Here is a 21,393-nt window from a genome sequence, read left to right on the forward strand (position 1 = left end):
GCTCGCAGGGTTCCGCCTCGGTGAACGGCGGTTCGTCGCGGCCGGTGTCGGTGCCGCCGAGCCCGAACGCCGCCCGGGCCAGCGTCCCGGCCGCCAAGCCGGCCGAGCCGGCCGCTGACAACGCCGCGAAGCGGAAGGGTGGGCAGGCGACCGTCTACGGCACCCGCTCGATCGAGAACGCCGCCCCGGAGAAGCCCGCCGGCGGCTCCATCCCCGCCGAAGCCCCGGAGGACGAGGCAACCCGGGTGCAGGCCGCCGAGGAGGAGCCGACCCACGTCCAGACCGCCGAGGACGAGCCGACCCAGGTCCACACCGCGGAAGAGGAGCCGAACCACGTCAAGGCCGCCGAAGACCAGCCGAACGCGGTCCGGGCGGCGGAAGACGAGCCCATCCGCGTGCAGGGTGCGGAAGACGAGCCGACCCACGTCCAGCGTGCCGGGGACGAGCCGACCCGCGTGCAGGCGGCGCAGGTTGTTCGCGCCGCTGCCGGCGACGCTGCGGATAACGCCGAGACTACCGAGAAAGGCGGGGCTGCCGAGAAGGGAGAGGCTGGCCAGGCCGATGAGGCACAGCCGTCGACGCCGGAACCCGACCTGCCTGAGCCGTCGACCCCCGAGCCGCGGCCCGCGAAGCCCGAGCCGCCGAAACCCACCCGTCCGGAGCCGGCTCCGTTGCCGACTCCCTCGCCGGCGCCGCCCGGCCCGGGACCGGCCCCCGCTCCGTCGCCGGGGCCCTCCCCCGTGCCGCCGGGACCGGTTCCGCCGGGACCCAACCCGGACCCTGTGCCGCCGACTCCCGGCCCGGACCCCGTGCCCCCGGCTCCGGGACCCTCGCCGGTGCCGCCCGGCCCGGGTCCGCACCCGGTGCCCCCGGGCCCCGGCCCCTCCCCCGTGCCCGGACCGCCGCCGGCGCCGTTCCCGGCACCGCCCACTTTCCCGGTAGCGTCGGGCACCCCGGCCAGTTCAGCCGCCTCGGCAGCGCAAACGGCGCCGGCAACCCCGACCGCCCCGGCAGCGACCAGCGCTGCGGCGACAACCAGCGCTGCGGCGGAGACAACCGCTGCGGCGGCGACGAGCGCTGCGGTATCCAATGTTCCGGTCAGTCCCGGTCGCTCGTCGGCGAACGGCCTGCCGGCTTACACCGTGCCTCCAACCTCCGGGCCGGTCAGCGGCCATTCCGCCCAAGCGGCCCAGAACGACTCGACGATGCCCTTCGCAACCCAGGAACTGACGCGCGACGACGCCACCACACCCTTCGCCACCCAGGCAGCGGCGCAGAACGACGCCACCACCCCCTTCGCGGCACAAGGAACGGCGCAGAACGACGCCACCACGCCATTCGCCGCACAGGGAACGGCGCAGAACGACGCCACCACGCCATTCGCCGCACAGGGAACGGCGCAGAACGACGCCACCACGCCATTCGCCGCACAAGGAACGGCCCAGAACGACGCCACCACGCCATTCGCCGCACAAGGAACGGCCCAGAACGACGCCACCACGCCGTTCGCGGCGCAGCGGGCGGGAGCGTACGGTGCGGGGCAGCAGGCGCTGCACGGCCCGAGCGATGCCACGATGCCGTTTGCCGCCACAGGCTCTTCGCAGGGCTCCGCCTCGTTCGGGGTCGGCGTCTCGGGCGGCGGGCGGCAGCCGTTCGGCGGAGCGGGGTCGTCCTTGGGTAGCCCGTCCGCGCGACCCTCGGCGTACGGGTCGGGTTCCGGACAGGGCGTGCCGCAACAGCGCGGGGAGGGCACCGTGTACGGGGGGCTCGCGGACTACGCACCCGCCGACATGACGATGCCGATCATGACCAATCCGGTCGAGAACTCGGGCTCGCTGACCGGCCACATCCTGGCCCAGGGCTGGCGGGACGCCCCCGAGACGCAGCGCAACAGCAACGTCAAGGTGATCGTCGCGATGCTGGTCGTCCTGGCGCTGCTGGTCGGGGTGAGCCTGCTCTTCCTGTTCACCGTCGGGGACGCCTTCAGCGACATGATCGGCGGCGTTTTCCAGGGGTAGGTTGCCGTCGGACCTTCCCGCGCCTAAGCTGGCGAGGTTGCGCCGAAGGGTGAGCCTGCCCACTACCGGCGCGGAATGCGGTCAGTGTCTGCGACGTTGACCCGTACACTGATGGCAGTAATTGACCTGGCGTGCCCACATGGTGCACGCCACGGGCGTTCTTGCGGGCATTTCAGCGGCAGGCTTCCGGCAGCCGCGGCGGGCCATTCGCGAGCATGCGCCCCCGTAGAGAGGTTCTCTTGACCACTTTCGCTGATCCCAGCACGTTCCCGTCCGTCTTCGACGCCCCCGTCCCGGAGCAGGACCCCACGACCACCGAGGTCGAGATCATCGCCACCGCCGACACCGCGACCGCGGTCCAGGCGGGCGCCGCGGACACCGCGGGCCAGGCCAGCGCCACCGCCGCCCCGATCGCGGGCCAGGCGGGCGCCGCGGACACCGCGGGCCAGGCGAGCACCACCGACGCCCCGACCGGCACCGATGCCGCGGTGATCACCGCGCAGAGCGACGACGCGGCCGACGTCGACGTGGAGATCGTCGAGGCGCGCAAGAGCTTCGCCGACCTCGGCCTCCCCGCCGAGCTGGTCCGCGTGCTCAAGCGCGAGGGCATCACCACCCCGTTCGAGATCCAGGCCGCGACCATGCCGGACGCGCTCTCCGGCCGCGACGTGCTCGGCCGCGGCCAGACCGGCTCCGGCAAGACCCTCGCGTTCGGCCTGCCGGTGCTGGCCCGCGTCGCCCAGAGCGGGCGGGCACTGCCGCACCACCCCAAGGCCCTGATCCTGGTGCCGACCCGCGAGCTGGCCATGCAGGTCGCCGACGCGCTGATGCCGCTCGGCCGGGCCGTCGGCGTCTTCCTGAAGACCGCCGTCGGCGGCGTGCCGTACGACCGGCAGATGGACGCGCTGCGCCGCGGCGTCGAGGTGATCGTCGCCACCCCCGGCCGGCTGGGCGACCTGATCGAGCGCGGCGCCTGCAAGCTCGACAACGTCGAGGTGACCGTCCTCGACGAGGCCGACCAGATGGCCGACATGGGCTTCCTGCCCGAGGTCACCGAGCTGCTCGCCAAGACGCCGGCGGACGCCCAGCGGCTGCTGTTCTCGGCGACGCTCGACGGCGACGTCGACGCGCTGGTCAAGCGGTTCATGACCGACCCGGTGACGCACTCCACGGCTCCGGCCGAGGCGAGCGTGTCCACGATGGACCACCACCTGCTGCTGATCCCGCCGCACGACAAGTTCCCGATCACCGCGTCGATCGCCAACCGGGCGGGCAAGACCATCGTCTTCGCCCGTACGCAGATGGGTGTGGACCGGCTGGTCGAGCAGCTCGCCGCGGTGGGCGTGCGGGCCGGCGCGCTGCACGGCGGCAAGACCCAGCGGGTACGCACCCGCACGCTGGCCGAGTTCAAGGAAGGCCGCACGAACGTGCTGGTCGCCACCGACGTCGCCGCCCGCGGCATCCACGTCGACGGCATCTCGCTCGTCGTGCACGTCGACCCGCCGAAGGACCCGAAGGACTACCTGCACCGTGCCGGGCGTACGGCCCGGGCGGGCGAGTCGGGCGCGGTGGTGACGCTGGTCCTGCCGAAGCAGCGCCGCAGCACCCAGGCGATGATGCAGAAGGCTGGCGTCGCGCCGGGCGAGGTCCGGGTACGGCTGGGCGACGAGAAGCTGGCCGAGATCACCGGGGCCCGCGAGCCGAGCGGTGTGCCGGTGAAGGACGAGCCGGAGCCGCGCCGCGAGCGGGGCGACCGTCCGCGCCGCTTCGGCGACCGCCCGCAGCGCGGCGGCTTCGACCGTCCGCGCGGCGACCGCAGCTACGGCGACCGCCCGCGCGGCGAGCGCAGCTACGGCGACCGGCCCCACGGTGACCGCGACCGTTCGTTCGGCGACCGCCCCCGCGGCGAGCGCACCTTCAGCGACCGCCCGCGCGGCGAGCGCTCCTTCAGCGACCGGCCCCGCGGTGAGTTCGGCGACCGTCCCCGCGGCGAGCGCACCTTCAGCGACCGCCCCCGCAGCGAGCGTTCCTTCGGCGACCGTCCGCAGGGCGAGCGCAGCTTCAGCGACCGTCCCCGCGGCGAGCACTCGGTCAGTGACCGGCCGCGTGGCGAGCGCGCGTTCGGCGACCGGGACCGTGGTGGTTTCGGCGACCGGCCGCGCGGTGAGCGGGGCTTCGGCGACCGCTCGTCGCGCAACTTCGGCGACCGTCCGGGCGGTTTCCGCCGCGACGGCGGCCGCAACGACCGGCGTGAGCCGGGCAACGGCCGCTACCAGGGCCGTCCGGCACACACGCACTGATCGCACCAGCATCTGACGAAGGCCCCTGGCATAAGCCGGGGGCCTTCCTCTTTGTCGCCCAGGAAAGACGCGGGTCCACGGCCCGGAAGGACGCGGATCCACGGCCCGGAGAAGACGCGGGGAAGAAGGGCAGCCGGGGCGGGGACACAAGCGCGGGCAAGGTGCGGGAAAGCGCGGGCAAGCTGCGGGGAAGCGCAGCGAGGGCATGGCGAAGGAAGCGCAGGAGGGATTCCGGCGGCCGGTGGGCGGGTACACCAGGCGCATGTCCGTCCTGCCTGGTTCGTTGTTCTGGGAGCGCCGGGACACCACCGGTGCCGAGCACGCGATGATCGATGCGCGCGGCGGCCTGCACGCCCGCGGCATCGCGCTGGCGGTGGATCCCATTCCCTACACCGCACGGTACGAGATCCGGACCGATCCTGCATGGATCACCACGTCGCTCGAGGTCGGCACCGAGGGCGCGGGCTGGAGCCGTACGTTGCGCCTGACGGCCGAGGGCGGTCGCTGGCGGGCGACCACCGGCGAGCAGGGTGACCTCGACGCCGCGCTGACCGCGGGCGGGCATCCCGGCGCGGGGCTGCCCGGCAGCGAGGACCCCGACCTGCTCGTCGGCGCGTACGACGTGGACCTGACCGGCTCGCCGCTGACCAACACGCTGCCGATCCGCCGCCTCGGCCTCGCGAAGTCCGACCCGGGGGTGGCGCACCGGGTCAGCGTGGCGTGGGTCCTGCTGCCCAGCCTCGAGGTGATCCAGGCGGATCAGATCTACACCGCGCTGGGCGACGGGCGGGTGCGGTTCGCCAGCGAGACGTTCAGCGCCGACCTGACCGTGGACGACGACGGTTTCGTCCTCGACTATCCCGGCCTGGCCGAACGCCGGCCGTGACCGCGGTCGCGGACCCGCGCCCGCCATGAGCGGACGCGAACCGCGCCAGCCGGGAGCGGAGGCGAACCCGCGCCCTGAGCGGTCGCTGACCGGCGGCGGCCTAGGCGTGTTCGCGGATCCAGGCGACGCAGGCCTTGTCGACGGTCTGGAAGGGCGTGCCGAAGGCTTCCCGGGAGGCCGGGTCGAGGTCGCGGTTCTCGCGCAGATGGAGCCGGACGAAGGTGAAGAGGGCGCGTTCGCCGTAGGTGTCGGCCATGCAGTCGGCGGCGAAGTGGCCGAGGCCGTAGAACGCGTCGCCCTCGTCGGCGCCGGCGTTCCCGCCGAGGGCGTCGACCGCGATCGAGGTGGGCGGCCGGCTGCCGTGCACCGCGTCGCGGACCGCCTGGCGGCGCCAGCTCGCGGTGGCCGGACGGGGATGCCAGCCGATGTACTCGGCGATGCCCTCCTTGAGCCACATGGCGTTCCGGCCGCCGCGCGTGCCGTGGCGCACCCCGCCGACCGTCACCACGTGGCCGAGCTCGTGCCGGATGGTGGTGGCCAGGAGGCGCTCGTCGTCTCGGAGCTTGGCCAGGTTGAGCACGACGTCGGTGCCGGCCTCGTTGCGTGGCATGGCGTAGCCGACGACCCACTTGTCCTTGATGCCGCCGTACCAGGTCGTCCAGTGCTTGGGGCCGGCCAGGTAGATCCGGTAGCGCTGTTGGGGGTTGCCGACGAGGCCGGCGAAGCGGTCGGTGGCCGCGGCGGCCTGCTCGGCGATCGGCAGGAGCCGGCGGAGGTCCTTCTCGCCCTGCAGGGCGACGAGGGTGACGCGCTTGCCCTCGGCGGTCGCGAGCGCGTTGTTCTCCCAGGGGGCCGGCTGCTGTTTCAGGGCTCGCCGCCGGTTGTTGAGCGAGGTGATGAGCCACTGGCCCTCGACCGTCTTGAGCTTGAGCACCTGGGCGACGATCGGCGGCCCGGCCGAGTCGGCGCCCTTGTCCTTGGCGCAGTGGTCGCCGGCCAGGCAGTATGCGACGTCGGCGAAGATGCCGAGGCTGCCGGCGGCGCCCTTGTCGTTGGCGACGGACGTCTGGTACTGGAAGTGGCTGACACCGAGCGCGCGCAGCGACCGGAACATCGTCTTGTAGCGGGCGCGCAGTTTCGGCTGTCGCGGATCGACGGCGGCCAGCCAGGCCTCCTCGTCACCGCGCAGCAGAGCCGCCGCCTGGCGGCTGAGCGTCGCGTTCGCCTGCGCGATGGGGGTGAGCGGGACGGCGGCCGTCACCATGGCCTCCGCCGGAGGGTCGAGCGGCTCGTCGTGGGCGACGTAGGCGGCGCCCGCGCCGAGGGCCACGGCGGCGACCAGCGCGAGCACGCCCATCAGCACAAGCTTGCCGCGGCCGGGCGACTCGATCGGCGGCAGAAAAGGCGAAGGCGGAGTAAGCGAGGAAGAGGGACGCGGCAAGGAAGCGGGAGGCGGCAGGGGCGCCGAGTCGGCCGGATGTGGCAGCCGGGGCGCCGGCACGACGGCCGGTGGGGTGGTGACGTCGTCGCCGTGGGGCACCGGACCGCTCCTTGGACATGAATCCTTTTGCGCGCTCATCCTCGCAGGTCGGTTCCGGCCGCGCTGCCCCGCGCCGGCGCCGGTGCGGCCGAGGTCACGCCGGCGGTTTCCACACCCCTGTGGACAGGAACGCATCGATGGTGGCCAGCGGCGCGTCCAGCGTCATGCCGCGGGAGCGGACCCACTCGTCGGAGTAGTACGTGTCGGCGTACCGCTCGCCGCCGTCGCAGATGAGGGTCACCACGGAGCCCGTACGGCCCGCCTCGAGCATCTCGGCGATCATCGCGAACGCGCCCCACAGGTTCGTGCCCGTGGACCCGCCGACCCGGCGGCCGAGCACCGCCGATCCCGCCCGCATGGCCGCCAGGGACGCCGCGTCCGGCACGTGGATCATGCGGTCGACCACCGACGGCTGGAACGACGGCTCCACCCGGGGCCGGCCGATGCCCTCGATCCGCGAGCCGCGCCCGGTGCACACCTCCCAGTCCTGGCTGAGGTACGCGGGCCAGAACGCCGATCCCTCCGGGTCGACGACGCACAGCCGGGTGGCGAAGCGGCGGTAGCGGGCGTACCGGCCGATGGTGGCGCTGGTGCCGCCGGTGCCCGCGCCGACCACGATCCAGGCCGGTTCCGGGTGCCGCTCCAGCGCGAGCTGGGCATAGATCGACTCGGCGATGTTGTTGTTGCCCCGCCAGTCGGTGGCCCGCTCGGCGTAGGTGAACTGGTCCATGAAGTGCCCGCCGAGGTCGGCGGCGAGGGCGCGGGCGGCGGCGACCACCGTGGTCGGGTCGTCGACGAGGTGGCACTTGCCGCCCTGGAACTCGATCAGCGAGATCTTCTCCTGCGAGGTGCTCGCCGGCATGACCGCGATGAACTCCAGACCGAGCATCCGGGCGAAGTACGCCTCGCTGACCGCCGTCGAGCCCGAGGAGGCCTCGACGACCGGGGTGTCCGGGCCGATCCAGCCGTTGCAGAGGGCGTACAGGAAGAGCGATCTTGCCAGGCGGTGCTTGAGCGAGCCGGTGGGGTGCGAGCTCTCGTCCTTGAGGTAGAGGTCGATGCCCCAGGCCGGCGGGAGCGGGAACGGCAGCAGATGGGTGTCCGCGGAGCGGTTGGCGTCGGCCTCCACGCGGGCGATGGCGTCGCTCGCCCATTCCCGCTGGGCGGCGTCACATCGGTCGAGCTGGGCCATGTCTCAACCTACCGCCGGGTCGCGGCCCTGCTGCGGGCGATTCTCCCACTTGGTGGAGAGCGCGATGGCCGTGCGCGTGGAGGCCACCCCGGCGGTCCGGTTGATCCGGACGATGAGCTGCTCCAGCTCCGCGATCGTGCCGACGCGGACGGTGAGCTGGTACGACTCGACGCCCGCCATGAAGTAGCAGGACTCGATCTCGGGCATGACCCGCAGAGCGGCGAGGACGTCGTCGGTGTCGGCGCCGGAGTCCTCGACGATGCCGATCAGCGCGGTGACGCCCAGCCCGATGGACTCGGGCTCGATCTCCGCCCGGTACGCCCGGATCGTCCCGGCCGCCTCCAGCTTGCCGACCCGCTCGTGCACGGCGGGGGCGGACAGGCCGACCTGGCGGGCCAGTTCGGCGTACGAGGAGCGGGCGTTGTCCCGCAGAAGGTCGATCAGGCGCAGGTCGATGGCGTCCATGGCTTCAGAGGTTAATGCGACCCGTCCGGGTAGTTCACGCCCGGTAGCGGGCCACCAGCGCCCGAGCCAGCAAGGATAATGGCCAACGTCGCAATCAGGGCTTTTTCCGCATTTCAGCGACTTGCTGTTTTTGCCGATGCTCTAATGGCTGTACGTCCCGATCGAGCACGCCGAACACGCACCGTGACCACCGGCGCTCCACAACGACGCAGGGAGAGGGCCGTGGACACTGGAGATCGACTGCTGACGCCAGGGGAGGTTGCCGCGCTGTTCCGGGTCGACCCCAAGACCGTTACGCGATGGGCGGCCGCTGGACGCATCGGCAGTATCCGTACTCCGGGTGGCCACCGCCGGTTCCGGGAGTCGGAGGTGCGCGCGCTGCTCGAGGGCGACGGCGTGGTCGAGGAGATGCGCGAGGACGACGCCGCCAACCGGCCCCGCAACGCCGGCCCGTCGAACCCGGGTGCCGGCTACGGACCGCCCAACGGGCTGCGCTGACCGCCACCCAGCTCGCCGCGCCAGCGGGTGAAGAGGTCGTGCGGCACGGCCAGCGCGTCCAGCACCTTGCCCGCCACGAAGTCCACGAGCTGCCGCGCCGAGGCGCCGGCACCCGAGCCGTAGAAGCCGGGAGACGCGGGCAGGACCACCGCGCCCGCGTCGTGCAGGGCGATGAGGTGCTCCAAGTGGCTGCGGGTCACCGGGGTCTCGCGCGGGACGACGACCGTACGCCGCCGCTCCTTGAGGTTCACCTCGGCGGCCCGCTGCAGCAGGTCCTTGGAGAGCCCGATCGCGATGCCCGCACAGGCCGCGGTGCTGGCCGGCACGACCGCCATGCCCTTGGCCGGATAGGAGCCGCTGCTCGGCCCGGCGGCCAGGTCGCCGGCCGGCCAGTAGGCGAGGTCGGCCGGGCCGAGATCGCGCTCCAGCCACGCGCCGACGTCGTCCTTCCAGTGCGCGTCGCGCACGCTCGCCCCGGTCTCGTCGAGCAGGGTGAGCCGCGCGGCGCGGGAGATCACCAGGTCCACGGCCTCGCCGGCGTCGAGCAGGCCACCGATCACCGCCCGGGCGTAGGGTGTGCCGGAGGCGCCTGAGACGCCGACGATCCACGGGGTGCGCATCGCCTAAGGATGCAGCACGAGATCGAGCAGAGCGAAGACAAACAGGGCTATGCCCACGAAGCCGTTCGCGGTGAAGAAGGCCCGCTTCACCTTCGACAGGTCCTTCGGCGTCACGATGACGTGCTGGTACGCGAAGGCGACCGCGGTCAGGCCCAGCCCGATCCACCAGAGCCAGCCGAGGCCGACGACCTGGCCGAACCACACGAACAGCGCGAACGTCACGACGTGCGTCACGGTCGACAGGTGCAGCGCGGCGGGGACGCCGTACCGGGCCGGGGTGGAGTGCACCCCGATCCGGCGGTCGACCTCGGCGTCCTGGCAGGCGTAGATCAGGTCGAAGCCGCCGATCCACAGACCCACCGCGGCGCCGAGCAGCCAGGCCGGGCCCGACCCGTCGAACGTGCCGGTGACGGCGAGCCAGGCCCCGACCGGCGCCACCGCCTGCGCCAGCGCCAGCACGTAGTGCGGGAAGTTCGTGAAGCGCTTCGCGTACGGATAGATGATCAGCGGGAGCACCGCGAGCGGCGAGAGCAGCAGGCACAGCGGGTTGAGCAGGCCGGCGGCGAGGAAGAGCAGGACCAGCGAGACCGCGGCGCCGGTCCACGCCGTGCGCAGGCTCACCGCCCCGGTGACCAGCTCGCGGTTCTGCGTCCGCGGGTTCAGCGCGTCGATCCTCCGGTCGAGGATGCGGTTGGCCGCCATCGCGAACGTCCGCCCGGCCACCATCGCTACCGTGATGAGCACCAGGTCCCACCAGCGCACGTCCCCCGCGCGATCCATCGCGACCGCGGCGGACAGGTAGGCGAACGGCAGCGCGAACACCGAGTGCTCGATGGCGACCAGCCGCAGGAACGCCTTGATCCGGCCCGGTTGCTCCGGCGCGGACGCCACCGCCGTCATATGCCGTATTCCTTCCACCGCTTGTCCACCAGGGCGACCACCTCGCTCGACATGGTCATCTCCTCCGGCCAGCCGCGGGTGTATCCCTCGGCGGGCAGCTTACGGGTGGCGTCGATGCCCGCCTTGCCGCCCCAGAACTGCTGGTAGGACGCGTGGTCCAGGTGGTCGACCGGGCCGGTGGTGAGCACCAGGTCGTGGTCGTAGTCGACGTTGCCGAAGGCCCGGAACGCGACCTCCTGGTAGTCGTGCACGTCGCAGTCCTCGTCCACCACCACGATCAGCTTGGAGAGCGACAGCAGGTGCGCGCCCCAGATCGAGCTCATGACCTTCTGGGCGTGCTTGGGGAAGCGCTTGCGGATCGAGACGATCACGCAGTTGTGGAAGACGCCGGCCGCCGGCATGTCGTAGTCGACGATGTCCGGGACCATCATCCGCAGCAGCGGCAGGAAGATGCGCTCGGTGGCCTTGCCGAGCCCGTGGTCCTCCTGCGGCGGCTTCGACGTGATGATCGAGTGGTAGATCGGCTTCCGGCGCATGGTCATGCACTCGATGTGCAGCACCGGGAAGGGCTCGACGGGCGTGTAGAAGCCGGTGTGGTCACCGAACGGGCCCTCGGGCGCGCGCTCCCCCGGCTCGAGATAGCCCTCGAGCACGATCTGCGCCTGCGCGGGCACCTGCAGCGGCACGGTCAGGCAGTCGACCATCTCCACCCGCTCGCCGCGCAGGAAGCCCGCGAACAGGTACTCGTCGATGTCGCTGGGCAGCGGCGCGCTGGCGGCGTAGCTGACCACCGGGTCGCAGCCGATCGCCACGGCCACGGGCAGCCGCTCGCCCCGGCGCTCGGCCACCGCGTGATGGGCGGTCGAGTCCTTGTGGATCTGCCAGTGCATGCCGAGCGTGTTCTTCGAATGCTGCTGCAGCCGGTAGAGCCCGAGGTTGCGCTTGCCCGTCTCGGGATCCTTCGTGTGGGTCAGGCCGTAGTTGTGGAAGATCCCGCCGTCGCCGGGCCACACCCGCAGGCCGGGCAGCCGGTCGAGGTCCACCTCGTCGCCTTTGAGCACGACCTCCTGGCACGGCGCCGTCTTGACCTTCTTCGGCGGCACGGACTTGAGCTGCAGCACCTTGCCGATTCCCTCGCGGATGCCGGACCAGCCCACCGGCAGCTCCGGCTTGAGCAGGGCGCCGATCCGGTCGCCCACGTCGTCCAGGCGCTCGACGCCGAGGGCCATCGCCATGCGCTTCTCCGTACCGAAGAGGTTGACGACGACCGGCATCTCACCGCGGGTGGGTCGCTCGAAGAGCAGGGCCGGGCCGCCGGCCCGGACCGTCCGGGTCACGATCTCGCTGATCTCCAGCGTCGGATCGACGGGTACGCGCACCCGGCGCAGCTCACCGGCCGCCTCCAGGGCCGAGACGAAGCTCTGCAGATCGGGAAACGGAAAGCCTTTCGCAGCCATGCCCCCAGTCTGTCACCCGTCACCCGGTGATCTCGTCCGGCGTTGAGCCAGGCGGTTGATTCGCACACGGGTCGGGGGCGGTGGCAGCGTGAGATTCCGGGGTGTGGCACGGTGGTGTGCCCTTGCAGGGCTGGTCACCGGGGTGGCGATCGCGGCTCCCGCGGCGTCGCACCGCGGCGGCCGGCTGCCGGTCTGCAAGCCCGGCGGTGCCTCCACGACGGCGCCGACCGGCCCGGCGAGCCGGGACTCCCGCGGGGCCTGCCAGGCCTCGACCCGGGTGCTCGAGTCCGCCGTGCGCCTGGACCGGATGCGCGAGACCAGCACGCCGAGCGGCTACCACCACCTCGGCGCGGGCACCGGCGGCGAGTGGAGCGGCGTCGCCGGCCGGATCGGGATCGTCGACGGCGGGGTCCGGCGAAACACGTACGACTTCGTCGCGAGCCGCTTCATGGTCAAGCGCGACATGGGCGGCGGCAGCATCGCGTGGCTCGAGGCCGGCTGGGCGGAGACCGGCTGGGCGGGCCAGGGCCGCCAGCACATCTACACGTTCAACACCAACACGAAGACCTGGCAGTTCTACGATCAGTACCGGCTCAAGCCGGGCGACAAGGTCTGGCTGGACCTGCACACGGACGCGGACAACGTCTGGCAGGCCTGGCTGTGGTGGAACAACCGCTGGAACCTGCTGACCGCCCAGAAGCTGCCGATCGGCTCCAGCGCGTACGTCGAGCAGTACGTCGAGGTGCACGTCGACTCCGGCCGCGCGGCGCGGCTGCGCGTCCCCCGGGTGACCGTGGACAACGTCCAGCTCCGGCCCCCGGGCGGCGGCCAGGGCCGCTTCTGGCGCGAGGACGTGGACACCCTCACCGGGGACATGGCGCAGCAGCGGGGCGGCGGCTTCTGCCTCGACTGGATCACCCACTACGACACCTGGACCGCGGGCGACTGCCCGGGTGGCGGCGTCGGCGGCGGCCTGCCGCTCGCCCGGGCGCCGCAGCCGTCGGGCGAGGCGGACGTGGTCGGCGACATCCAGCCCGCGGAGGCGCGCGAGGTGAGCCTCTTGGACGTGCTGAACCGCTGAGGCCGGGGCGCTTCCGGGGCCGTCAGCCGGCGGTGAGGTCGTCACCCAGCCGCGTGCGCTGGTAGAGCAGCCGTCGGCCGGTGCGCTGCGTGGTTGCCAGCCCGGCGTCGCGCAGTGTGGTCAAGTGGTGTGACGCCGTGCCGGCAGCCAGGCCGAGGCGGGCGGCGACGTCGCCGGTGCTGTGCGGGGCTGCCAGAAGGGTCAGTACCGCTGCCCGGGTGGGCCCGAGCAGTGCGGACAACCGCGGTTCCGCGGAGGACTGCTTACCCGAGGTCCAGAGGTTCCCGTACCCTCGCGGCGCGTACCAGAGGGTGCGGCCGCTCGGCGAGTCCGGCATCGCGTACACCTCGGTACCGGCGAAGCCGGTGGGCAGCAGGGTCAGCTCATGGCCGTCAAGGCTCCACCGCCCCTGCTTGTCCGGGTAGCGCAGCAGCAGCGCGGAGCCGTTCCATCCGAGCTTCGGGTGCAGTTCGTCGACCAGCATCCGGGCACCGTGCTCGGCTGCCGCGCGGGCCCGGGTGGCGATCTCCGCCTCGGCGGCTGCGCGGAGCCGCTGCCACAGCGGTTCGATCGCGACGGCGGAGTACGCACGGATCTCCGCGAGGAGCACCGCGAGGGCCGCCCGGGGGTCACGGGCGAACCGGTCGATCTCCGGCGGCGTGTCGTATCCGGCCCACCCGGCGATCGTCTGTTCGGCGACCTGGTCGAGTGGGGTCGCGGCCACCTCGGCGAGTTCCTCCGCCAGTGTCGGGCGGCCGGCGCGCGGCGGCGGGGTGAGGAAGTCCGGCGCGTACCCTCGCGGGCCGAGGAGCACCGCCTGCAATGTCGGCCAGTTCGGCAGCAACGGGGCCACCCGGGAACGCCACGGCGCCTGTAGCCAGGCGCTCGGGCCGCCGCGCAGAGCGAATGTGCTGGCCACGACCTCGGCCATCGGTGAGTGCGCAAACCGCAGCCCGGCCAGGTCCGCTGTGCTGAACTCCCACTCGATCACCGGAGCATTCGAGCACAGTCGAACGATTTCCCGCCATGGCGCGCACGACCCTAGCGTCGCCGGCATGGAATACACCCGCTTGGGCCGGACCGGCCTGACCGTCAGCCGGCTCTGCGTCGGCACCATGAATTTCGGTTGGCAGATCGACGAGGAACAGAGCCATGCGATCCTCGACCGGGCGATCGAGCACGGCCTCAACTTTGTGGACACCGCGAACATGTACGGCCGCGAAACCGGCGACGGCCTCAGCGAACGTTTCATCGGCAGCTGGTTCGACAAGTCCGGCAATCGCGACAAAGTAGTCCTGGCCACCAAGGTCTACGCCCCGATGACCGACTGGCCCAACGACGGCGGCCTCTCCGCCCGCCACATCATCGCGTCCTGCGAGGCGTCGCTGCGCCGCCTGCGTACCGAATGGATCGACCTGTTCCAGATGCACCACGTCGAGCGCCGCACCCCCTGGGAGGAAATCTGGCAGGCGATGGAAACGCTCGTCACCCAGGGCAAGATCCGGTACGTCGGATCCTCCAATTTCGCCGGCTGGCACCTCAGCCGCGCGCAAGCCGCCGCGGACCGCCGGCACTTCCTCGGCGTCGTCTCCGAGCAGTGCAAGTACAACCTGCTCACCCGGCACGTGGAAATGGAAGTGCTGCCCGCAGCGGCAGAACTGGGAATCGGCATCCTGCCCTACTCGCCGCTGCACTTCGGCGCGCTTTCCGGCGCACTTCGCAAACAACGCGACGGCATACCGGGCCGGGCGCTGCTACACGCAGCAGAACGGGTGGAACCGCACCGGGCAGCTCTCGAACGTTACGAGCGCCTCTGCGCCGACCTCGGACAGGAGCCCACCACCGTCGCGATCGCCTGGTTGCTGTCGCGCCCGGAGGTGACCGCCCCGATTCTGGGCCCGCGCACTCCGGAGCAACTCGACCTACCGGTCGCCGCGCTGAACAGCCCGCTCACCGAGGACACCCGGGCAGCCCTCGACGAATGCTTCCCGCCCGTCGGCAACGGTGGCCCCGCCCCGGAAGCCTGGGCCTGGTAACCGGCTCGTCGGGCTTACCGCGTCGGTCAGCCGGCGTTCGCGTACGAGTGCAGGCCCTCGAAGAACAGGTTCACGCCGAACAGGTTCATCAGCATCGTCGCGAAGCCGAGCAGGGCGATCCACGTCGCGACCGTGCGCTTGACGCTCGGGGTGGCGCGGGCGTGCAGGTAGCAGGCGTACACGATCCAGGAGATGAACGCCCACACCTCCTTGGGGTCCCAGCCCCAGTAGCGGCCCCAGGACGCCTCCGCCCACAGCGGGCCGGCGATCAGCGCGCCGAAGGTGAACAGCGGGAAGGCGAACGCGTGCATGCGGAAGGTCAGCCGCTCCAGCGTCGCCGCGGCCGGGGCCTTGGCGCCCAGCGTGTACGGGAAGCTGCGCTTGCCCCGGTCGTACCCGCTGCGGACCAGGAACATCGCGGCCGGGACCGCGCCCACCAGCAGGATGCCGCTGGACAGGATGATGGTCGAGACGTGGATGATGTACCAGTACGAGTTGAGGGCCGGCACCAGCGGCCCCACCGGCGTGTACGCGACCAGCCCGGCCGCGCCGAGCAGCACGACCAGCGCCAGGGCGGCGAAGAGCCCGAGGTGGCGCACGCCCGGCTTGCGGGTCAGCACGCCGAGCCACACCGCGGAGCCGACCAGCGTGACGGCCAGGATGAACTCGTACATGTTGCCCCAGGGCATGCGGTCCGCCGCGATGCCGCGGGTGACCACCGTGCCCAGGTGCAGCGCGAAGGCGAGCCAGTTGACGACGACGCCGGCGCGGCCGAGCTGGGCGCCGCGGTCGCGCCGGGGAGCCTCCTCGACGACGGCGACGACGGGAGGCTCGGCGACGGGAGGCTCGGCGACGGCCGGGGCGCCCGCGCCGACGAGCTGGCGGGCCGGGCGGGTGGCCGCGCGGCCGATGTGGCTCTTGTCGCCGAATGCGTACTCGGCCGCGTAGCAGACCATCGCGACCAGGTAGGCGACGACCGTGACGGCCATCAACTGATTCGACAACTCCGCCATCACGGCGTCCCTTCACTCCGACCGCGGGCGGCGCCCACGATCTGGTCGAACTCCTCGTCGAAGCCCGGGTAGTCGGTGCGGGGCAGGCCACCGGCCTCCATCAAGCTACCGGAGCCGTCCCGGGGCGTGATCCGGAACCACAGCCGCCGCCGGTGCCCGGCCAGGGAGAGCATCAGCCCGATCAGCCCGAGGACCGCGCCGCCGAGCACCAGGGACTGGGTGGGGTCCGAGCGCACCGCCAGCGTCGCGAACGGCCGGGTGCCGACGAACTCCAGCTTCGTGCCGTCGTCCAGCGTCCAGGACTGTCCCGGCGTGAGCCGCTGCGGCCGGTGCCCGCTGACCTGCTTGAGCTTGCCGCTGACGAGCTGCGCGCGGTCCAGGGCGTACACCGAGCCGGGCAGGCCGGCGTCGACGCCGAGGTTTCCCCGGTACGCGCTGAGGAACAGCACCGGGTCCTTCTCCTCCGGGAAGACCGACGCCGGGCCGCCCTTCGGATCCACCGTGGGCAGATAGACGCCCTCGAAGCCGACCTGGAGGTTCTCGTCGCGCCGGTTCGTCTTCGGGTCGATGTTCACGTCCGGGAACTGGGCGACGCCCTCGCTGGTGAACATGCCGTCGCGGGGCAGGAACGGGACGATCTTGGTCTGCTGGGCGCCGTACCGGTCGGTGTAGCGCAGCTCCACCGCGTAGCCGTGACCGAGCAGGTGCACGTTCGCGCCGGAGAGCCGCAGCGGGTCGTTGACCGTGAACCGGGCGCGCCGCCAGGCACCGTCCTGCCGCTCGCGCACCTCGACGGCGGCGTCGAACTCCTTCGGCTGGCCGCTCGGCTGGAAGGCGGCCTCGAAGTCGTGCAGCCGCAGGCAGAAGAACGGCAGGTCGGCGGCCTCCACCCGGGGCCCGAGCGACCACTCGTCGTACTGCGTCACCGAGTTGCAGAAGCCCTGGTCCGCGCCTCGCACCAGGAGGCGGTTGCCGTGCCAGCCGTACCAGTGGCCGAAGCCCACCCCGATCAGCACCGCGATCAGGGCAAGGTGGAACAGCAGGTTGCCGGTCTCCTTGAGATGGCCCTTCTCGGCCGACACCGTCCAGGCGCCGCCCTCGCCCTCGCGGACGACCGTACGGAAACGGCGCTTGCGCAGCACGGCGGCGGCGGCTCGCGCCGCGTCGGCCGGATCGTCGGTCCGCTCCTGCGCCGGGGCGAACTGCGGCAGCCGCGCCATCCGCCGGGGAGCATCCGGCGGTACGGTGCGCAGCGCGCGGGCGTGGTCCAGCAGCCGCGGCACGATGCAGCCGATCAGGGAGGTGAACAGCAGCAGGTAGATGGCGGCGAACCAGGGGGAGCCGTACACCTCGAAGCCGCCGAGCCGGTCCAGGACCGGGGCCAGGTCGGGATGCTCCCGGAAGTAGCCGGCGACGTTCTCGGCGTTGACCGAGCGCTGCGGCAGCACCGAGCCGGGGATCGCGGCGACGGCGAGCAGGAAGAGCAGCAGGAGCGCCGTACGCATGCTGGTGAGCTGGCGCCACGAGTTGCGCAGCAGCGCCCACAGCCGGTTCGGCCGCCGCGGCGGCGGCGCGGCGGCCGGCGCGGGGCGCTCGTCGACGGCCGTCACAGCAGCGCCCCGTCGAAGGTGAAGGTGGTCTGCAGCCAGATGAGGAAGCTCTCCCAGCCGCCGGTGACCAGCGTGATACCGACGCCGATGAGCAGCGTCCCGCCGACCCGGGTGACCCACCGGCTGTTGCGGCGTACCGCCTTGAAGACGCCGAGCAGCCGCCGGAAGAAGAGCCCGAAGAGCACGAACGGCAACCCCAGGCCGAGGCTGTACGCCAGCGCGAGGGTCACCGCGCGGTCGGTCTGCCCGGCCGTCGTGGCGAGGCCGAGCACCGCCCCGAGCGTCGGGCCCGAGCACGGGAGCCAGGAGATCGCGAAGAGCGCCCCGAAGACCGGCGCGCCGAGCAGCCCGGCGTTCGGCAGGCGGTTGATCCGCACCTCGCGCTGCATGCCGGGAACGAGGCCGAGGAAGGCCAGCCCGAGCAGGATGATCAGGATGCCGAGCACGATGTTCAGCGCCTGCCGGTGGGTCTGCAGCGTCCTGCCGATGTTCGCCACCAGCGCCGCCGACAGCGAGAAGACGACGGCGAAGCCGAGCACGAACAGGCTGGTCCCGGCGAAGATGCGGCCCTTGGCGCGGGCCTGCGGGGCGGCGTCCAGATCCGAACCGGCCAGACCGGTCACATAGGACAGATAGCCCGGAATGAGAGGCAGGACGCACGGCGAGAGAAAGCTGACCAGTCCGGCCACGGCCGCGGCCGCGATCGCCAGCACCAGAGGCCCGTTGCTGGCGGCGTCGGCGAAGGACTCCCCCATCAGCCGTTTCCTTCGGCGGCGATGCGCTCCACGACGGGTTGCAGCACGCCGATGGTGGTCGCGCCGCGGATGCCGGCCGCGATCCGGCCCTGGCGGTCGAGGATCAGCGTCGCCGGCGTGCTGACCTGGGTGACGTCGAACTTCAGCGCGACGCTGCCGTCCGGGTCGAAGATGCTCGGGTAGGTCACCCGGCCACGCTCGAACGCCTTCGCGGAGTCCCGGTCGTCGCGCGAGTTGACCCCGACGAAGGTGACGTTCTTCGCCTTGGTCGCCTGGTACGTGCCCTCGAGGTCGTCGGCCTCCGCCCGGCACGGGTTGCACCACGATCCCCAGAAGTTGACCACCACGACCTTGCCGCGGTCCTGGGTGACGTCGTACGTGCCGCCGCCGAGCAGCTCGCCGGTCACCTCGCGGGCCTCCGGGCGCTGCTCAGGGGTGCACTCGATGACGTTGTCCGCGTTCGTCGTGCACTTCTTCTCCCAGCCCTCCTCGCCGCAGCCGGTCAGCGCACCGGCGACGGCCACGGCGGTGAGAACGGCAGCGAGGAGCCGGCGCACGGTCATGCCCCCTTGGCGGTCCCGGCGCCGGGAGACATCGCGATCAGCGCGGCCGCCGGCTCGGAGTAGTCGATGCCGACCACCTTCGAACCCTCGAAGCGGAACGAGGTGAGGCTCGCCAGCCCGCACTGCCGGCGGCGGGGATCATGCCAGAGCCGCTTCTTCTCGACGTAGCGGCGCAGCGTCCAGATGGGCAGCTGGTGCGACACGCAGACGGCCTCGTGGCCCTCCGCGGCGACCCGGGCGGCCTGGAGCGCGGCGAACATCCGCTGCGCGATCACCAGGTAGGCCTCTCCCCAGCTCGGCGTGATCGGGTCGCGCAGCACCCACCAGTGGCGCGGGTTGCTGAACGCGCCGTCGCCGACGGAGACCTTCTTGCCCTCGAAGAAGTTCGCGCTCTCGATGAGCCGGACGTCGGTCGCCGTCTCCAGCCCGAACTGCTCGGCGAACGGCTCGGCGGTCTCCTGGGCGCGTTCCAGCGGGCTCGCCACGACATGCGTGACGTCGCGGTCGGCGAGCACCTCGGCGGCGGCCTTGGCCATCTGCCGGCCGAGCTCGGAGAGGTGGAAGTCGGGCAGCCGCCCGTACAGGATCTTGGCGGGGTTGTAGACCTCGCCGTGCCGCAGCACGTGCACCGTGGTCCGGGTCGGTTGGCTCATGATCCCCCTCCGGCCGCCGCGGCGGCCCGCGCCGCCGCCGGCAGTGCCGCGCCGATCGTCTCCATGGCCTCGTCGTCCAGCGCCGTCGACACGAACCACGACTCGAACGCGCTCGGCGGCAGGTAGACGCCGCGGCTGAGCATCTCGTGGAAGAACGCCCGGAACGCGGCCGTGTTCTGGGTCTTCGCCGAGTCGTAGTCGGACACGTCGGCATCGGTGAAGAAGATCGAGAACATGTTGCCGGCGTACGAGAGCCGGTGCGCGACCCCGGCGGCGGCGAGCGCCTCCGACGCGAGCTTGCCGACCGTGCCGGAGAGCTCGTCGAGGCGCTGGTAGACGGCGGCGTCGGCGAGCCGCAGGCTGGCCAGCCCGGCGGCACAGGCCAGCGGGTTACCGGAGAGCGTGCCGGCCTGGTAGACCGGTCCCGCCGGGGCGAGCCGGGACATGATCTCGGCCCGGCCGCCGAAGGCCGCCGCGGGCAGGCCGCCGCCCATCACCTTGCCGTACGTGAAGAGGTCGGCGTCGACCGGTTCGAGGCCGGCCCAGCCGCCCGCCGAGACCCGGAAGCCGGTCATGACCTCGTCGAGGATGAGCAGGGCGCCGTTCGCGTGCGCGAGCTCGGCCAGCCGGCGGTTGAAGCCGTCGCGGGGCGCGACCACGCCCATGTTGCCGGGCGCCGCCTCGGTGATGATCGCCGCGATGTCGTCCCGCTCGGCGAAGATCGCCTCCACCGCGGCGACGTCGTTGTACGGCGCGACGATCGTCTCGCTGGCCGCCGCACCGGTCACTCCGGGCGAATCGGGCAGGCCCAGCGTCGCGACGCCCGAGCCGGCCGCGGCGAGCAGGGCGTCCACGTGCCCGTGGTAGCAGCCGGCGAACTTCACGATCTTCGACCGGCCGGTGTAGCCGCGGGCCAGCCGGATCGCGGTCATGGTCGCCTCGGTGCCCGAGTTGACCAGGCGCACCTGCTCGACCGGCGTGCGCCGGACGATCTCCTCGGCGAGCGCGACCTCGCCCTCGGTGGGCGTGCCGAAGCTGGTGCCGCGCGCGGCGGCGGCCTGCACCGCGGCGACGATCGCCGGATGCGCCTGCCCGTGGATCAGCGGACCCCACGAGCAGACCAGGTCCACGTAGCGGCGCCCGTCGGCGTCGACCATCCACGGACCTTCGCCGTGCGCCATGAACCGCGGCACTCCGCCGACGGCCCGGAACGCACGCACGGGTGAATTGACCCCGCCGGGCACGATGGCCTGGGCGCGGTCGAACAGGGCCTGGGAGACCGGGGCGTCCTGCGGGTACGGGGCGCCGGCGGTGCGGTATGAGGTGGTCACGGCGGATCCTATTCTGTCAGCGCGGTCCGGGCGGCGTCCGCCCAGCCCCGGACGAGGGTTGTTCACATCACTCGGGCAACCCGCCGGACGGTGGCACGAAATCGCGCCCAACAGGCCGGATTCGACCACCCGCGATAGGGTGGCGGGGTGGAGCGACCGGAGCTGTCCATCGCCGTTGAGCGCGCCCCCGACGAGGTGGTGTTCCACCTCGTCGGCGAGATCGACGTGCTCACCGTGGCGCGGCTGTCGGCCATGGTCAACGAGATCCTGCAGGAGCCGCCGGCCCGCATCGAGCTCGACATGGCGGGCGTGACCTTCTGCGACTCCCAGGGCCTCGGCACGCTGGTGGTGCTCAGCCGCAAGGCCCAGCACGCCCGGGCCGTCCTGACCCTCACCAACGTCGGCGACTTCCTGATGCGCGTGCTGGACATCACCGGGCTGCGGTCCGCCCTGATGATCTCGTCGACCGCCTGAC

The 21,393-nt window shown here is 72.2% G+C and carries 20 protein-coding genes; 7 read left to right on the forward strand and 13 right to left on the reverse strand.

Going from position 1 to position 21,393, the window contains the following annotated elements:
• Positions 1–20 precede the first annotated feature (20 nt).
• The 3 genes from IEY99_RS34970 to IEY99_RS22960 all read left to right on the forward strand — a co-directional run bounded on the left by IEY99_RS34970 (position 21) and on the right by IEY99_RS22960 (position 5,204).
• A complete protein-coding gene (locus tag IEY99_RS34970; RefSeq protein WP_189206089.1) occupies positions 21–2,018 on the forward strand; it encodes a hypothetical protein in 1,998 nt (665 codons plus the stop codon).
• Between the two features lie 239 nt (positions 2,019–2,257).
• The gene (locus IEY99_RS22955; RefSeq protein WP_229799124.1) at positions 2,258–4,318 is read left to right on the forward strand and encodes a DEAD/DEAH box helicase; all 2,061 of its coding nucleotides are present in this window, start codon (positions 2,258–2,260) and stop codon (positions 4,316–4,318) included.
• 262 nt (positions 4,319–4,580) lie between these two features.
• Positions 4,581–5,204, forward strand: coding sequence for a putative glycolipid-binding domain-containing protein (locus tag IEY99_RS22960; protein WP_189206090.1), 624 nt, complete (start codon positions 4,581–4,583; stop codon positions 5,202–5,204).
• 100 nt (positions 5,205–5,304) lie between these two features.
• Here IEY99_RS22960 and IEY99_RS22965 read toward each other — a convergent pair whose 3' ends face one another.
• From IEY99_RS22965 to IEY99_RS22975, 3 genes are all read right to left on the reverse strand, one after another.
• Entirely contained in the window at positions 5,305–6,561 is a 1,257-nt protein-coding gene (locus IEY99_RS22965; RefSeq protein ID WP_189206091.1) for a hypothetical protein, read from the reverse strand.
• A gap of 277 nt (positions 6,562–6,838) precedes the next feature.
• Entirely contained in the window at positions 6,839–7,936 is a 1,098-nt protein-coding gene (cds1, locus tag IEY99_RS22970) for an L-cysteine desulfhydrase Cds1 (RefSeq protein WP_189206092.1), read from the reverse strand.
• 3 nt (positions 7,937–7,939) lie between these two features.
• Positions 7,940–8,401, reverse strand: a complete 462-nt coding sequence (locus IEY99_RS22975) for an Lrp/AsnC family transcriptional regulator (RefSeq protein ID WP_189206093.1) — start codon at positions 8,399–8,401, stop codon at positions 7,940–7,942.
• Positions 8,402–8,623: 222 nt separating this feature from the next.
• Here IEY99_RS22975 and IEY99_RS22980 point away from each other — a divergent pair, with 222 nt between their 5' ends.
• Positions 8,624–8,899, forward strand: coding sequence for a BldC family transcriptional regulator (locus IEY99_RS22980; protein WP_071803604.1), 276 nt, complete (start codon positions 8,624–8,626; stop codon positions 8,897–8,899).
• Here IEY99_RS22980 and IEY99_RS22985 read toward each other — a convergent pair.
• Genes IEY99_RS22985 through IEY99_RS22995 form a run of 3 tightly spaced genes read right to left on the reverse strand, consistent with a single transcriptional unit; the run spans position 8,872 to position 11,876 of the window.
• Positions 8,872–9,519 carry a UbiX family flavin prenyltransferase gene (locus IEY99_RS22985; RefSeq protein WP_189206094.1) on the reverse strand — a complete coding sequence of 216 codons (648 nt, stop codon included), beginning with the start codon at positions 9,517–9,519 and terminating at the stop codon, positions 8,872–8,874. The two genes, IEY99_RS22980 and IEY99_RS22985, sit on opposite strands and share 28 nt — an antisense overlap.
• Before the next feature lie 3 nt (positions 9,520–9,522).
• Complete coding sequence (gene mqnP / locus IEY99_RS22990) at positions 9,523–10,419, reverse strand: menaquinone biosynthesis prenyltransferase MqnP (RefSeq protein WP_189206095.1); 897 nt, start codon at positions 10,417–10,419, stop codon at positions 9,523–9,525.
• Entirely contained in the window at positions 10,416–11,876 is a 1,461-nt protein-coding gene (locus IEY99_RS22995) for a menaquinone biosynthesis decarboxylase (RefSeq protein WP_189206096.1), read from the reverse strand. The genes mqnP and IEY99_RS22995 overlap by 4 nt, the downstream gene beginning before the upstream one ends.
• Positions 11,877–11,964: 88 nt before the next feature.
• On the opposite strand from IEY99_RS22995, the gene IEY99_RS34445 reads away from it, so the two are divergent.
• A complete protein-coding gene (locus IEY99_RS34445; RefSeq protein WP_229799125.1) occupies positions 11,965–12,957 on the forward strand; it encodes a hypothetical protein in 993 nt (330 codons plus the stop codon).
• 22 nt (positions 12,958–12,979) lie between these two features.
• Here the strand turns inward: IEY99_RS34445 and IEY99_RS23005 are convergent, their stop codons facing one another.
• Positions 12,980–13,948 carry a winged helix-turn-helix domain-containing protein gene (locus IEY99_RS23005; protein WP_189206097.1) on the reverse strand — a complete coding sequence of 323 codons (969 nt, stop codon included), beginning with the start codon at positions 13,946–13,948 and terminating at the stop codon, positions 12,980–12,982.
• 64 nt (positions 13,949–14,012) lie between these two features.
• On the opposite strand from IEY99_RS23005, the gene IEY99_RS23010 reads away from it, so the two are divergent.
• Positions 14,013–14,993 carry an aldo/keto reductase gene (locus tag IEY99_RS23010; protein ID WP_189206098.1) on the forward strand — a complete coding sequence of 327 codons (981 nt, stop codon included), beginning with the start codon at positions 14,013–14,015 and terminating at the stop codon, positions 14,991–14,993.
• Positions 14,994–15,019: 26 nt separating this feature from the next.
• On the opposite strand, the gene ccsB is transcribed toward IEY99_RS23010, so the two are convergent.
• The 6 genes from ccsB to hemL are packed head-to-tail and all read right to left on the reverse strand — an operon-like array spanning position 15,020 to position 20,918.
• On the reverse strand, positions 15,020–16,006 hold the full coding sequence (ccsB, locus tag IEY99_RS23015; RefSeq protein WP_189206099.1) for a c-type cytochrome biogenesis protein CcsB: 987 nt from the start codon (positions 16,004–16,006) through the stop codon (positions 15,020–15,022).
• On the reverse strand, positions 16,006–17,616 hold the full coding sequence (gene resB / locus IEY99_RS23020; RefSeq protein WP_189206100.1) for a cytochrome c biogenesis protein ResB: 1,611 nt from the start codon (positions 17,614–17,616) through the stop codon (positions 16,006–16,008). The genes ccsB and resB overlap by 1 nt, the downstream gene beginning before the upstream one ends.
• Complete coding sequence (locus IEY99_RS23025; protein WP_189206101.1) at positions 17,613–18,371, reverse strand: cytochrome c biogenesis CcdA family protein; 759 nt, start codon at positions 18,369–18,371, stop codon at positions 17,613–17,615. Before IEY99_RS23025 ends, resB begins: the two co-directional genes overlap by 4 nt.
• Positions 18,371–18,934 carry a TlpA family protein disulfide reductase gene (locus tag IEY99_RS23030; protein ID WP_189206102.1) on the reverse strand — a complete coding sequence of 188 codons (564 nt, stop codon included), beginning with the start codon at positions 18,932–18,934 and terminating at the stop codon, positions 18,371–18,373. The genes IEY99_RS23025 and IEY99_RS23030 overlap by 1 nt, the downstream gene beginning before the upstream one ends.
• On the reverse strand, positions 18,931–19,587 hold the full coding sequence (locus IEY99_RS23035; protein ID WP_189206103.1) for a histidine phosphatase family protein: 657 nt from the start codon (positions 19,585–19,587) through the stop codon (positions 18,931–18,933). The genes IEY99_RS23030 and IEY99_RS23035 overlap by 4 nt, the downstream gene beginning before the upstream one ends.
• Positions 19,584–20,918 carry a glutamate-1-semialdehyde 2,1-aminomutase gene (gene hemL, locus IEY99_RS23040; protein WP_189206104.1) on the reverse strand — a complete coding sequence of 445 codons (1,335 nt, stop codon included), beginning with the start codon at positions 20,916–20,918 and terminating at the stop codon, positions 19,584–19,586. The genes IEY99_RS23035 and hemL overlap by 4 nt, the downstream gene beginning before the upstream one ends.
• A 147-nt stretch (positions 20,919–21,065) precedes the next feature.
• Between hemL and IEY99_RS23045 the strand changes: the two genes are divergently transcribed.
• Positions 21,066–21,392, forward strand: a complete 327-nt coding sequence (locus tag IEY99_RS23045) for an STAS domain-containing protein (RefSeq protein WP_189206105.1) — start codon at positions 21,066–21,068, stop codon at positions 21,390–21,392.
• Position 21,393: the final 1 nt, after the last annotated feature.

This window comes from Couchioplanes azureus, assembly GCF_014648355.1.
Classification (GTDB): Bacteria; Actinomycetota; Actinomycetes; order Mycobacteriales; family Micromonosporaceae; genus Actinoplanes; species Actinoplanes azureus.